Source organism: Haloechinothrix halophila YIM 93223, from assembly GCF_000504245.1.
Taxonomy (GTDB): Bacteria; Actinomycetota; Actinomycetes; order Mycobacteriales; family Pseudonocardiaceae; genus Haloechinothrix_A; species Haloechinothrix_A halophila.
Window position 1 is genome coordinate 5,498,483 of sequence record NZ_KI632509.1, and the last position, 13,834, is coordinate 5,512,316.

General features: G+C 61.2%; 7 protein-coding genes and 2 pseudogenes. 2 read left to right on the top strand and 7 right to left on the bottom strand.

Annotated elements, in window-relative coordinates:
- The first annotated feature begins 150 nt into the window (after window positions 1-150).
- Window positions 151-768: a Maf family protein gene (locus AMYHA_RS25175; RefSeq protein WP_034278800.1), complete on the top strand. Its 618-nt coding sequence runs from the start codon at window positions 151-153 to the stop codon at window positions 766-768.
- A gap of 5 nt (window positions 769-773) precedes the next feature.
- Here the strand turns inward: AMYHA_RS25175 and AMYHA_RS25180 are convergent, their stop codons facing one another.
- From AMYHA_RS25180 to AMYHA_RS25190, 6 genes and pseudogenes are all read right to left on the bottom strand, one after another.
- Window positions 774-1,091: an SCO4225 family membrane protein gene (locus AMYHA_RS25180; RefSeq protein WP_034275135.1), complete on the bottom strand. Its 318-nt coding sequence runs from the start codon at window positions 1,089-1,091 to the stop codon at window positions 774-776.
- A gap of 375 nt (window positions 1,092-1,466) precedes the next feature.
- Window positions 1,467-2,234, bottom strand: coding sequence for a DUF4265 domain-containing protein (locus AMYHA_RS26690; protein WP_169732977.1), 768 nt, complete (start codon window positions 2,232-2,234; stop codon window positions 1,467-1,469).
- Window positions 2,235-2,310: 76 nt separating this feature from the next.
- The gene (locus AMYHA_RS28475; protein WP_084037673.1) at window positions 2,311-2,568 is read right to left on the bottom strand and encodes an HNH endonuclease; all 258 of its coding nucleotides are present in this window, start codon (window positions 2,566-2,568) and stop codon (window positions 2,311-2,313) included.
- Window positions 2,564-2,977, bottom strand: coding sequence for a polymorphic toxin-type HINT domain-containing protein (locus tag AMYHA_RS25185; RefSeq protein ID WP_034275138.1), 414 nt, complete (start codon window positions 2,975-2,977; stop codon window positions 2,564-2,566). The genes AMYHA_RS28475 and AMYHA_RS25185 overlap by 5 nt, the downstream gene beginning before the upstream one ends.
- Before the next feature lie 342 nt (window positions 2,978-3,319).
- Window positions 3,320-4,033 (bottom strand): hypothetical protein, encoded by a 714-nt coding sequence (locus tag AMYHA_RS27295; RefSeq protein WP_157362405.1) that lies wholly within the window; start codon window positions 4,031-4,033, stop codon window positions 3,320-3,322.
- 1,510 nt (window positions 4,034-5,543) lie between these two features.
- A pseudogene (locus AMYHA_RS25190) lies at window positions 5,544-5,702 on the bottom strand (IS256 family transposase); the annotation flags it as partial.
- A 173-nt stretch (window positions 5,703-5,875) separates the two neighbouring features.
- Between AMYHA_RS25190 and AMYHA_RS28480 the strand changes: the two are divergent.
- Window positions 5,876-6,112: pseudogene (locus AMYHA_RS28480) on the top strand (IS1380 family transposase); the annotation flags it as partial.
- 1,038 nt (window positions 6,113-7,150) lie between these two features.
- Here the strand turns inward: AMYHA_RS28480 and AMYHA_RS25195 are convergent.
- Entirely contained in the window at window positions 7,151-13,810 is a 6,660-nt protein-coding gene (locus AMYHA_RS25195; RefSeq protein ID WP_169732979.1) for a polymorphic toxin-type HINT domain-containing protein, read from the bottom strand.
- Window positions 13,811-13,834 lie beyond the last annotated feature (24 nt).

Below are 13,834 nucleotides of genomic sequence, written 5' to 3' on the forward strand. Positions count from 1 at the left end.
GCCTACCAGTAGGGAGCCTGATCAACTTCGCCGCAGGAAGTCGTCCATCACCGAACCATCCGGGTTCGGTAGCGACCGATCTCCCGTCTATCAAGGGTGTCGACATACTCCGTGCTGGGTTGGTACCTCCGGCCTCATACACTCATGGCCGTGGATTTCGTACTGGCTTCAGCGTCCCCCGCTCGGCTCGCGGTGCTGCGCGCCGCAGGGATCGACCCGGTCGTGCACGTCTCCGGTGTCGACGAGGACGCCGTCGCAGCAGAGCTGACCGACCCCACACCGGAACAGCTCGTGCTCGCGCTCGCCCGAGCGAAGGTCGACGCGGTCGCTGCGGCTGTCGCGGAGTCGCACCCGGACGCCGTGGTCGTCGGCTGCGACTCGATGCTCTCGTTCGATGGCGAGGTCGTCGGCAAGCCCGGCACGCCCGAGGTCGCCCGCGAACGCTGGTTGCGGATGCGCGGCGGCACCGGTGAGCTGCTGACCGGGCACGTCGTCGTCCGGCTCGACGGCGGTGCTCGCACCAAGGACTCCGGCGCGACCGAGACAACGACCGTGCGGTTCGCCTCGCCCAGCGAGCACGAGATCGACGCCTACCTCGCCACCGGCGAACCCCTCAACGTCGCGGGCGGCTTCACCCTCGATGGCCTCGGCGGCTGGTTCGTCGACGGCATAGACGGCGACCCGTCCAGCGTCATCGGCATCAGCCTGCCGCTGACCCGCACGCTGCTCACCGACGTCGACGTCAGCGTGGTCGACCTCTGGTGGTGAGGCACTTATTGCCGCTGGAGCACACGCTTGCCACGCAGGCGAATCCACAGCAGCCACGCCTGGACGAAGCCCCCGAGCATGAGGAGCAGCACAAACGCGATCCCCTCAGCCGGAATGAACTGCACCACCAGCGAGCTGGGCAAGGTGGCCAGGAACAGCCACATAGCGGCGATACTTCCCGGCTTCAGGGAACCCGCGACGACAACGAACACGGTTACGCCAATCACAATCAGCGCGTAACCGCCGGCAATCGCCAGCGCAGGTGTTCCTCGGCTATACCGCGCGACGACGTTACGCAGAAGCTGTACCGGCTGTAATCGCATTCTTGCCTTCCTGACGCGCAAGGCCCAGCGCAGTCAAAGGATGCAGTTCGTGTCGAAGGAGCAGTCGAGTCATCACGGATCGCAGTGTCGTGCAGGAAAGATCAAACGGCAAACGGGCAGGGCACCACTGATCGGACGTGGGTGACCTTGGTCAACACTGCTCCTACTTCACCCTTCGTTGATCACCGACACTCCCCGGGCCGACTACCCGTCCACCGACAACTCAACGAATGCGGCAACAATTCGATCGCTATGCCCTGCGTAATCCATTCCCCTCATTCTGAATCTCAGAAAATGAATGCCCTAATCCACACCGGAGCGATGGTGTGCCTACACTTCACCATGCTCCAGCATGACCATTATCAAACGATCCGGTTATCGCGACCGCCCCGCATAGTTCTCCGTCCGCTTCATTACAGCATAGCGGCGCACGTGGATCCCAACCCCACAAACCGAACACTCTAAATGGTCGTAGGTCTTTTCATCCGGACCCTGGTGTTCGTCGTAAGCGAAGACGGTCTCCTTCCGGCATGCGGGGCAGGCGCCACCTTTCCTCGAAACTGGTCGACTACGAACACGCGGGACAACTGGCCGCTCGAAGGCATGGACACTCGACCATTCGTACTCAAGTAGGCCATCTTTTTCCCCTTGCTCAACCATTTTCTCCAGGGCTTCAATATCACCACCGGGAGGAACGTTAACAGCGTAATCACGATCGCCATTTACCTCAAATTTAAGGCCCAGCCTATCTAACTCATCATTAACCGCCTCAATAAGTTTCGTGGACCTAGCGTTCGTTTCAGGTGAATCAATTACCAAAAAACGAAAGACAGCATTTCCGGACTTTGTAACTACGTTGCCCACGAAGCAGTCGTTTTCACGCAACTCAACTTCATCGCCTAACGCAAGACCATAGGCACAATTTGAAATGCAACAGACTCTGAATTTTGGCGTGCCCGACGAATTCCGTTGAGTTTCACCGTCCAGCCATACCTGCTCGACTTGGCCACTTAGTTCATCCGGACTCAAGTCGACATATGCCAATAGGGCTACATCTGGAACAACAGAAGGAGCGGCATGTTCCACTACTGTGAATTTATCATACAGATCCGAAGTTGTCGGCCCGGCCAACAGAACCTCCACCGCATAAAAGATGACTTACTTGCCACAAGCCTACCGCCATGCCTCACAGCAGCGTGACGACATGCCTCCTAGCACGTCAGTGATCACAAGAAGAAGCTCTTGAACCAAAAGGACATGAAGTTTGGCCACCAGACCGGGGCCACTCGCCAGAGTAGCCCGATGGAGAACTCTTCGGAGCGACGTGATCTCGCTTGGAGAAATTACAGTGAGTGCACGCTGGTGTCGTATTCTGAGAGGTCAGGTTTTCATCTTTTTTCCGCGGAACTACGTGATCAACTGACGTGGCCGGATTAGTACGGCAATAAGAACAGAGCGTCGTCGGCTTGTTCTCAATCTTTGTTTACCCCGAAATTATACTTCTGGCGCATCTTGGCGGTAATCTTTTTCCTTGCGGTCTCACCACCCGAAGATCCCTTTGGAATGGGATAGGCGATTCCATCTCCAACATCACATGGTTCCCCACCGTTCGTGTTGTGGACGAGGACGTCGGCTTCGTCTGCCCTGACGTAGTAGGTGTGGATGCCTTCGACGGTGAGGTTGTGCACAGTAGCGACCGCGCCGTAGGCGGCAACAGCCAGGACGGTGACCCGTGACCCATCCGGTGCGAGGAGATGGTCTTCCTTCTCGAGTTCGATCGCGTCGAACCACTCACGCTCGTCATCGACCCAGAACGGGTGCTTGTCCGTCGCCGTCAGCCTCCCGTCCGCGATACCGTCACCGTCTTTTATCGACAGTGATCTCAACGAGAACCTTCTCGCCGTCCCCAGTGATGGTGGCCGTCACCGGGCGCGCGCCGACTTCCCCAGTTTCGGGGGCCGCAGCCACACCAGATCACCGACTTCGAGATCCTCAATCGGCACGTAGGATCCATCGACCATCAGCACCAGCGTGCCAGGAACGAAACTGTTCCTGATCGGACAACTGCCTCCACCGCTCTTGCGTCCGTTACCCGCCGCCAAAGACACGCCGCGCCACCCACGAGCTCCACGAACCCGCAGTTCACAGCCCCACTTCACGACCTTGCCGGATCCCTGCACGAGTTGCGACGCATCTTTTGTCTTATGCGTGATTCGCCAGGTGTATCGCTATTTCAGCGGCATTTCGAAGTAATTCACTTTATCAAGTTTGTGATGGGCAATCTTCTCGTCGACCAATCGCTGCAACTCTTCACGATTATCCGCACGCCTAGCTAAGCTGTTCAGCCATCCAGGACCTGCATGTTCCACTCCTTCAAATACAGGATCTTCCCACCAATTCTTTCCCCATGAAGACGACACTTCGCGAGCCAGTTCAAGACCTTTTTCTACATTCTCGTCGTCACCCATTAATGCAGGTAGCAACACCATATCTTCCAACGCGGAATATTCATGGATATGGCGATCTAATTCAAGCGCATTACGATAGGCATTCAACGTGTCTTGCAGGGTAGGAACCGCATCCAACGGCAAGACCACACCCTGACGCACGGTCTCCACCGCGTCGGGAAATTCTTGGTCATGCCAACGGACATCCAGCCGCAACTCACCACCAGGAGTCTGGATCCTATCTGAGAGAACACCACCAAAAACGTCCGGACCATCCTCGGTCACGAAACGATTCAGCAACACATCGACATGCACAACCGGCCAGTAAGCCTGCGGATCAAAATGGGAGCTCTCTAACTGGATCGCCTGGACGATCGGGCCAACGCGACGCGCTAGTCGCTTCGACTTCCACACCGACAAGGCCGGGAATGCCGCCGCCCATTGCTTAGTGAGCCACTTCGCCTTACCTCGGACCGTCGGCTGATCACCTGCCATCAACGCCGCGACCTTTCAAGTTCGACAAGTAGCACATCTGCCACTATAGCGAAGTCAGGGATCTATAACGTATCAACTGCGCCCGCACAATGCGCGCAGAGGTAAACTGCCCGTCGAAAGAACTATTCATCCCGGAGAAACCTCCGTCGTCGAACGCGCCGCCGCACGACCCGTCCACGACCCTTCAGTCGCGGAACAGCATAATAACTAGTTCCTTCCAAAGAAAGTAATTCGCATCGACGGTCGGCGTCTCGGTGAAGAATCGCGAGACCCGTAAGAAAGTTTCGAACATCAGCAACAAACTCTACTGTTTCGAAACTACAGCAGCGCAACTTGATAGACCTACAGCCAACGCGGGAAATGGAAAGTGTCGCGTACACATCACCGAAATACGACCGGTGCACAATTCGCGTGTCCTTATCCCAGGGATACCGTTCACGCCCCACCTGGACGACGATGCCATCCCCCTCTCTATTGACGTACCACGCCACGAACCGACCACAACACCGAACACCACCCCCAGCGTTATCCGCACCACCGCGCAAGGTGAGCTCCTGGCACACCCGGCCTGACCTGGTGTCGTACTGGTACACGACACCATACGACGACCCAGCAATCCAGATCATGTCATCGCTGTCACTCACGCCGTCGGCCAATATTCCTCCTCACCAGCGTCGTCTACCAGCCACATCCCCATGCCCGAACCCCAGACCCCGCACGTACGGCAATCCGGCAAGCGAAACCCGGCCCCAGGCCACAAGGTGAAGCAGCTCAACCAAGCGGCCCTCGGACGAAAGAACGCTAGCCTAACCAGAACTTCAGCGGGAATGAACCAAGCCCTACCCGCCGCTCGGCCCAGTACAGGGCCGACTCGGTCGGCCCGCCAGTATTCACCAGCGACCTCCTGACCTTGCAGTCCTTCTGCTGCACGAACTTGCTGCCGCCCTTCCCCATGTGACCGGCTTTCCCGGCCTCGGAGTACTACGACGGCTCCGCCCGATCCGGCACCTTCGGCCGACGACGTGCCTATCCCACGCACCGGTCTGGATGACCGGCCAGGGGAGCAACACCGGATCGTTCCCACGTTCACTGATGACCACTTGATGGACGAGGTGTCCGGCTTTGCCCCTGCGGCCTCGCTGCGGGTACGCCGTAGACCTTCCCCGCAGCCTCCCTGCCGGACGGCCACGACCGGCTCCAGGAGTTCCCCGCCCACGCCACGTGCGAGCGGGTACGCACCGCCAACCCAGGCCATATCCGCCAGATTTGACCTGGTGATCACCTTGAGGAGTTTTACAACACCGATTCCTCACGTACACCGTTCCATCTCGCAAGCCGGACCCGCGCCATCTGGCAGTCCTGCCACGTCCCGGCCTCGTCAAGGCTGCTTCCCACCCTCACCCACGTCTCCGGGATCAGGCTGCCTTCCACTTCAAGCCGCCCGCTACGACGAGCCACCGGCAACGGAATCTCACCGCTGCAAGGTCATCCAGCGCCTCGTGGCGCACTAGCCGAGGTGCTCGGTCATCTCCGCCTCCAACGCGGTCTCGAGCACCTGCTTCGTCAACCCGGTCAACACCCCGTCCGGGCCGACCAACTCCACGCCCTCACTCCGCGCGGACTCCACAAGCTGCTGCGCCAACTGCTGTTGATCAATCCGAGCCGACATCGGCCCGATCGTCTCGTCCACGACTGGTCCTTTCCCCGAGCCAAGCTCGGCGTGTCGGGACCAGATACACCGCTCACCGGACAGACCCCTGGAGATGGGGAAAGTGCCTGCTCTGTAGGGGAAACTGGGCTTGTTCAGGGTCCAGGTTCGCCGTATGGAGAGGCACTTTCTGAGTGAAGGCTACAAGGTCGGGTCGGTCGTTGCCGGTAGTGACGGTCGATGGCACGGGTGTGGTGTCGCATGCCGGTACTGCGCTGCTTCGGGAACTGGCTGACCGTGTCGGGTTGACCAGCGAGGTCTCGACCGCGCTGGCAAGTGTGCGGTCTCGTCGTGGTGGCCATGATCCCGGGCGCGTCGCCGTTGACGTCGCCGTGATGATCGCTGACGGCGGTGAGGTGATCAGCGACCTGCCCAGGATCATGCCCACCACCTCGGCGCCGCGACCGCGCCAGCGCGGTCGAGAACCCGCCCGTGAGCCCGACCCGATCGGCCAACTCCCGCAGCAGCGCCGTGCCCGCATGCGACACCACACCCCTGCCATCCACCGTGACAACCGGCAACGGCCGGTCCGATCTTGTACGCTTCACCGAGAAAGTGCCTCTCCATACGGCGATCTTGGACCTTCAGCAAGCCCATTTTCGCCTATAGAGCAGGCAATTTCTTCATCTTCAAGCCCGTGTCGCCCCGCGATCATGCAACAGTCGGGTTAGTGCCTCTCAACTCGAGGCTTTGCCCAGGCCGTGGACGGAGTCCGACGACCACGACCACTGAATGACCTTCAACTGCGGCGGCTAGTTCGTCGAATCCGCCGCCGTACTACCCGACCACGACCCTTAAGCCTCGGAACAGCACCGTAGCTACGATCTTTCCGGACTACGTTACGTAAATCTACATCCTGGTGCAGTACCGCAAGATAGGTCAGGTAATTCCATTCTTCTATGTCTGAAGTTGCCGGGACAAGGCTCCAGCAGCGTAGCTTTATGGATCTACACTTCGCACGAGAAATCGATAGCGTTGCGTACACGTCGCCGAGGTATGAATGGTGCACGATCTTCGTGTTCTGGTCCCACGGGTACTTCTCACGTCCCACCTGGACGACGATGCCATCCCCATCCCTGTTGACGTACCATGCGACGAATCGACCGCAACACTGCGCACCACCCCCGGCCGTTTCAGAGCCACCGCGCAGCGTGAGTTCTTGGTGTACTCGTCCCGCCGTAGTGTCGTACTGATACACGACACCATACGGCGACCCGGCAAGCCAGATCGTTTCTTCGCTGTCATTCTCACGCTCGGCCAATTTCACCTCCTCGTGGGTGGCTCCATACCGACCTCAACTCCAAAGCGCTAGTACAGACCCCGCACATACGATTATACAGTAAGGATAGTCCGATCCCGGGGCTGCATCATAGATGCGACTCGGCCACATGGACCGTGGTGGCAGTACGCTAGTTTCGCCAGAACATGAACCAGGAGAATTTCAGAGGGAACGGGCCAAGTCCAACGAACCAGTTAATCCAAGGGTTGGTTTTTGCAGCCTTATTTATAATCTGCCAATCTGACGTCAGCTTCTCCTCCTTCTTGTAATAGCTTCGGCCGGGCCCGACTGGATTGCCATACACTTCATTGTTCCGCTTCTCGAAACGCCGCACCAGCGGAGCTGGGGTCTTCTTACGACTCGCCAATTTCTGCTTATTTCGCTCTGCGATCGCATTACGTGCTATAGCGGCAGTCCTGTCGTCATCAACAGCACCGGGCTTCAGTCCAGCCGCCTCCCAACGCGCGATTGCCTCGTCACGAATGGCTCGGTCGTTCTCAAGGTATTCTTTCCTGGTATCCCGAAGGCGCTTCCAGGGGTTACTGCAGTTGTGGGCGAGGACGTTGGTCTGGCCGGTGTCGACGTAGTAGGTGTGGATGTCGTCGACGGTGAGGTTGTGCACCGTCGCGACCGCGCCGTAGGCGGCCACAGCCAGGACAGTGACGCGTGCACCGTCCGGGGCGAGGAGATGGTCGCCCTTCTCCAGTTCGATCGCGTCGAACCACTCGCGTTCGTTGTCGACCCAGAACGGGTGCTGGTCGGTGGCGGTGACGCTACCGTCGGCCTCCCCATCACCGTCGGCGTCAACGGTGATGTCGACGAGCACCTTCTCGCCGTCCCCGGTGATAGTGGCCGTCACCGGGCGCGCACCGACCTTCCCAGTTTCGGGGTCCGCGGCCCACACCACATCCCCGACCTCGAGATCCTCAATCGGCGCGGAGGACCCATCAGCCATCAGCACCGGCGTACCCGGAACGAAACTATTGCGGCTACAGGCGGACCGGGCCGTGCGCGCCACCGCGCCTACACCGCGCGCTGCGGCCTTGGCGAGTCGACCACCGGGGACCATGCCGCTGGCACAACCCCCGAGATCACCGCTGGTGCACGACTGCGCTGTCGCGATCGCGCCAGCCCCCACAGCGACCGCACCAGCGGCAGCCGCGATCGGCTGGGCACCAGGGATAACCGAAGACACCGCGGCGACACCGCTGGCCACCGTCGAAATCGTGTCCGCGTTCTCCTTGACATAGTCCACAGTGCTTTCCGCTGCGCTCTTGACCGCGCTACCGACAGAACTGACAGCACCCGTGACGTCATCCAAACTTGGCCACTCCCCGTTCGGATCAGTGAGAGTCAGCGGTGCGTTCCCGGCGTAGGCGTAGGGATGCATCAGCTGGGGCTGATACTCGTCGGTCTTGGGATCGACCGCGAGGAACATCCCCAACTGCGGGTCATACGGGCGCGCGCCGAGTTGGACGAGCCCGGTGGGATCGTCGACACCGCCGACAAAACTGCGCTGTCCGCCTGGCCAGAGGCTTGGTGCGTCGTGACCCCTGATGCCGCCGAACGGGTCGCGCCGTTTCACCGACGAGTTCATCGTGACGGAGTTGACGGCCCAATCCGCAGTGCCGTGATGGTCGCTGGCCAGCCAGACCAGGTCTGCGCCAGAGGTGCGGGTCGCGATCAGCGAGTTGCCATGGCTGTAGTAACGAGTGGCCGTTTCCGTGCCATCAGCCGCGACGGTCAACTCGTGTCCGAACACGAACGCCGTCACGCCGCCGTCGGCGTCCTTGCGCACCAACCGTTCGCCGCTGGCGCCGTAGTACATCTCCGCAGTGCCATCCGGTGTCTCGATCGACGTCGGCTTGCCGACCGCGTTCCACGAGAAAGTGTCCGTCTTACCGCCACGGGTACGGGACTCCAGGTTGCCAGCGGCGTCCCAGTCATACGTCTCCGTCTCCGTACCGGTGGTCACCGACTTCACCGCACGCGGCTGGGGCTCGCCCGCAGCGGGATAGTTGTACGTCGACGTGACGTTAGTGCCGTCCGTCTGGTGCTCAACGACCTTGGCCCGCGAGCCATCCTTGCGGTACTCGTACGAGTTCCAGTACGGCTCAGCGCCACCCATCGCCGACGTCGACGGCGCATCAGCACACTGTCCCGATCCCTGCGACCACGCCTCGGTCATCCGCCGCAGGTAGTCATAGGAGAAGCACTGCACATCGGCCTTGGCCGGCTGGTCCTCCGGCGTGTCGGCCACCGACAGCACGTTCCCGACCGAGTCATACTTCCACCGCAGGGTTGCCACGTTCGGCACCGTGGTGCCGTCGCGGTCGAATAGGAACTCCGACAACCTGCGAGTGTCTTGTTCGTACTTGTAGGTGTGCTCCACCTGTGGCCTGGCGGAGTCACCCAGTGTGCGCTGCGCGATCTCCCCGAATTTGGTGTAGGTCGCGTTGTCCAGGTAAACGGTCGGATAGCTGCTGCTTGGCGTCAGCGCGGTGATTCGGCTGACGTTGCCCCAGTCGTCGTAGGCGTGAGTCAGCTTCTCCCGCTCCAGATCACCAATCGCGGGCATCCGCCGGTAACGCAACGACCCATCGTCGTTGTACCAAGCGGTCGTTTCGTACTTACCCGCCACAGCCTCCAAACCCGGCATGGCGGGAACTTCCATCCCAACCCGGACAGGCTCGTAGCGGTCGTCGTACTTCATCACGAGCTCGTAGAACTCGTGGCCATCAACGAAGCTCGATGTGCGAGTGACGTGGCCCTTCTCGACCGTGTCGTAGACCCAGGCGGCGAGCTTCGTCCCAGTTTCCGGACTGCCTTCGTAACGCGCGGTCGGCCGATCGAGCGCGTCGTAGGTCGTCGAGACCGTCCGCCCTCTGGAATCGGTGGACCGGACGACCTGATCAGTGGCGTCGTAGGCGGTAGTGACGGTGCCCTTGTCCGGGTCTTCCACCTTCGTTTCGCGACCGCGCAGATCGTAGTGATAGCGCCACGTGTGGCCCATCGCATTGACTACGGTCTTCAGGTCACCGCGCGGCGTGTAGGTGTACTTGGTGGCGTCATATGTGCCCGACGGCGCTTCGCCATGGAATTCCCGTAGTTCGACCACGTCACCTTGCGCATCACTGATCTCCGCGGTCGCGGTGCCGCCCTCAGGTGGGTCAACCGCGACCTGCCACCCGTCCGGATTGCCGCCGTACGTGGTGGTGGTGCGATGCCGCTCTATGTCGCCGGAGAAGAATGCCTTGACACGTTCCCGGCCGACGTTGTCGTAGGTGTATTCGGTACGGGCCCGGTCGTTGTCGCGGGTAAAGGTGATGAGCGATGTCGACGGCGGACCATCGGTGTAGGTCGGCCCGGCTTCGGTCGCGACCTCGCCACGCTCGTTGTAGACGGTGTGCGTGACAAGGCGTCCACCACCGACAGCGGGTTCCTGGGTCTGCACCGGCCGATACAGCGAGTCGAACAGCCCGATCTCGGTCGAGTAGTTGCCCTTCGGCTGCAACTGCTTCGTCGTGACCGCCAGCGGGCCGTCGTTGCGGACCAGATAGGAGAATTCCATGTTCGGGCTCTCGCTGCCCTTGGTCCGGCCTGGCAGCCACACCTTGCGCAACCTGCCCATCGGGTCGAGCGTCAGGTCGGTGCGCTTGCCGTTGGCGTCGACTACAGCCGTCGGCTCCGCATACGCCGGGTTCTGGTGTGTCGTCACCGTGTGACCCAAGGGGTTGGTCGTCACCGTCTTGGTCACGGGCCCGGCACCGGTCGGCGTGAAGTCGGTGGTCGACTTGCGGTTCTTGGCGTCGTACTCCGTAACGACGCGGCCGAGCTTGTCGTACTTGGTGCGCTCAACCGTGAGGTAGACCGGGCCGTTGTTCCACTTGTTGATCTCGTCTACCCGTGTCGCCCTGCCCCTGATCGGGGTCGAACCGTGCGTGGTGGAACCGTCATAGAACGTTTTGGTGTCCGAGACGACATCGTCCGGACGGGACGGTGTGGCTCCACAGGACACCGAGACCGTCTCGGCGCGCGAGATCAGCCCCCGCAACCACTTACTCGTGTTGCCTACGAAGGTGTTGCGGGTGCACTCCCCGTCGCCAGACTTGCCGATCTCGCCCAGATCGTTGATCTTGATCGGCTGGCCTTCGTCATTGAACGTGGTACGCACTTCGGTGCGTTGCCATGCACCCGCCGCGAGCCGCTTCCGCGTCTTCGACACCGACTCGCCGGTCAAGAACGCGCGATGTGTCACACCCGCGCGGCTCCGGATCGCAGTGCGCTTCTTCCAGTATCGATGGGTCGCAGCGTCCACCAACGTGGAGCCGTTGAAGGACGCCTGCTCCCACGGAAGTCCAGCAAGCGCGCGGTGGTCCGTGACCGTATTGCCCTCGGAGTCGGTCACGCTCACCGAGCGAGTGCTCCCGTCGGGCATCGGCTGACCGTGCATCCCGCGGTAGTAACGGCTCCTTGTCTTCAACCGTCCTTTGACCGGGTCACCGGTCAGCTTCGTGACCTGTGGATAACCACGCCAAATGCTGTAGGTGCGGTGCTTCTTCTTGGTGAACTCGTTGTCGTCGTGCGCCCACAGCTGCGAGGTCCCGCCGCCCGCGGTCGAGTACTTGAAGGTGTGCTCGATCGGATCGCCACTCGCGGTGAGGTCGTTCTCCGTCACCGTGGTGACCACGTACTTGTGGAACCAGTCGAGCAACGGGTCCGGTTGCCCCTTAGGCGTCCAGTACACCGGGTAACATTTCTTCGAGTTCGCCGACGGTTTCGGTGTCGAACCGGGGGTGCACTCCTCGCCGGAGTACTTGACCGTGATCCTGGCACCGGACTCCGTCCGAATCGACGCGATACGCAGCCGGTACATCGGGTCGTCGTATCTCGCCGCATCGACTCGGTTCGGCAACTTGATCGAGCTGAACGTGATCGGCGCCGAGGTCAGCGTGCCGCCGACATGTGCGGCGTGCGTGATCGACCGCAGCCACAGAATTTTCGTTGTGCCATCACCGGGCTTGCGGAACTCGTGCTTTAACGTCCACGATTCGACATCGGAGAAGCTCGACCCTCGCCACACCTGCGTAGTGACCTTCGCCAGCCGCTTCGCCGTCCAGAACGTCGGCGCCCGCTGATCCGTACACGGCGTGGCGTCACAGTCCTGGTCCCACGGCACATCCGGCCAGCTCGACGGCTTCGGATCACCATCAGCGTCGTAACAATCGCTGAAGCAGCGCTTCTTCGGCGTGAACAGCACCCGTGCCGTCGCCGGGGTGTCCAGCTCCGAGTGATGCTTGCCGTATGCGATCCGCTTCAGAAAGCCACCGCGGTTGTAGGTGACCCGGTTGTTCTCGTCGCCAGCGGCACCGTAATGGCCGAACTCCCGTTTGTAGTAATAGCGGGTGAAGTTGCCGTTCGCGTCGACGGCCTTGTCCAGCATCCACCGCCACGCTCGCTTACACATGGAGTCCTTGAAGGACGTCGCATGACAGGGCTCACCCGGGTGGTTACCGAATACCGGTGCCTTCCACGTCGACTTCGACGCGCCTGCCTTGCGGCCGAAGAAGTACTTCGTACCGTCCGGCGTCGTCACCTTCCAGTACTCGCCGAACTTGTCGAAGTTGGTCAGACTATCGCTGGTGAGCTTCTGCACGCGCCAGTTGCTATCCGAACTGACCCGCCACTTCCCGGTTGTCTTGTCCTTGACCAATGTGGCGTGCGTGCCGTTCAGCGAGATGGTCGCGTTGTCGCCTGACCAGCACAGATCGGCTGTGTCCTTGTTGGCGTTGTTCGGCGTATTGCCATCCACAGCGGACTGATCGTCGAGGCACGTCTTGTACGACCGCTCAATGAAACCGGGCGAGTAATTCCACCCTTCACCGGTCCACGGCGCCTGATTGTTCTTACCCGACGTCTTGCCATCGATCGCCTGCGAGTTGTAACGCAATCCAAGCTGCGGCGCCGGGCCCTCCGCCGGCGGCGTCCGCATCGGCACGGAGTACGTGAACGCACCCGAAGAGCCACCGGCTTCCCACGAGCCCGCAGCCGACAGGTCGGTGGCCTTGTAGTCGCCGTCGGGGGACTGATCATCCGACGACACCGCCACGAAAGTCGCGCTCGTCGTACTGAGCGTCGCGGAACCACCCCCCGAATGGTGCTCATCCTGAGTTCGTTCGGTTCGCGCGGTTCCCTTAACCGGCACGCGTGCGGACAACGTGCGGCCCTTGAGATCGTTCTCCGACGTCAACGGCCGGTCTTCGCCGCACTCAGTTGAGTCGCAGTCGAGGCTGATCAGCCGAATCCGCTTGGACCACTCCGCGCCGTACAGTTCCGTGAAAGCTGAGTAGTCGATATCCAGATCAACCTCGCCACTGGTGCCGTCAAGGCTGGACACGGCGAACACCGGACCGCTGACACCCAACTCCTCGGACTTCGCGCGGTCCAGGAGCCGGACCCGGACCGCCGTCGGTGCTCCTTTCGCCGCCCTGACGGCCACCGGTACGTCCCCGGCGTTCGCCTTAGCCAGCGGCAATCGTTGTGCGACCTTCGATGTCCGGCGCTGGCCATTCCTGGTCGGCACGGCGATATTCACCGCGCCCGTCGAGGGCCACGACGCCTTCGCCTGCGACGACTGCCACCCAGCACCGTCACCGCGCGGCACTGGCGGAACATTCACCGACGCCTTCGTGTGCGGTGCTGGCTCAGCTTTCGGCACCTGTCGGTCGGTACCTTCCTCGTTGACCGCGCTCGCGGTCGGCGGCAGCACCGACGACAACGTCACCGCCATGACAAGCGCCATCAGCGTCGCGCA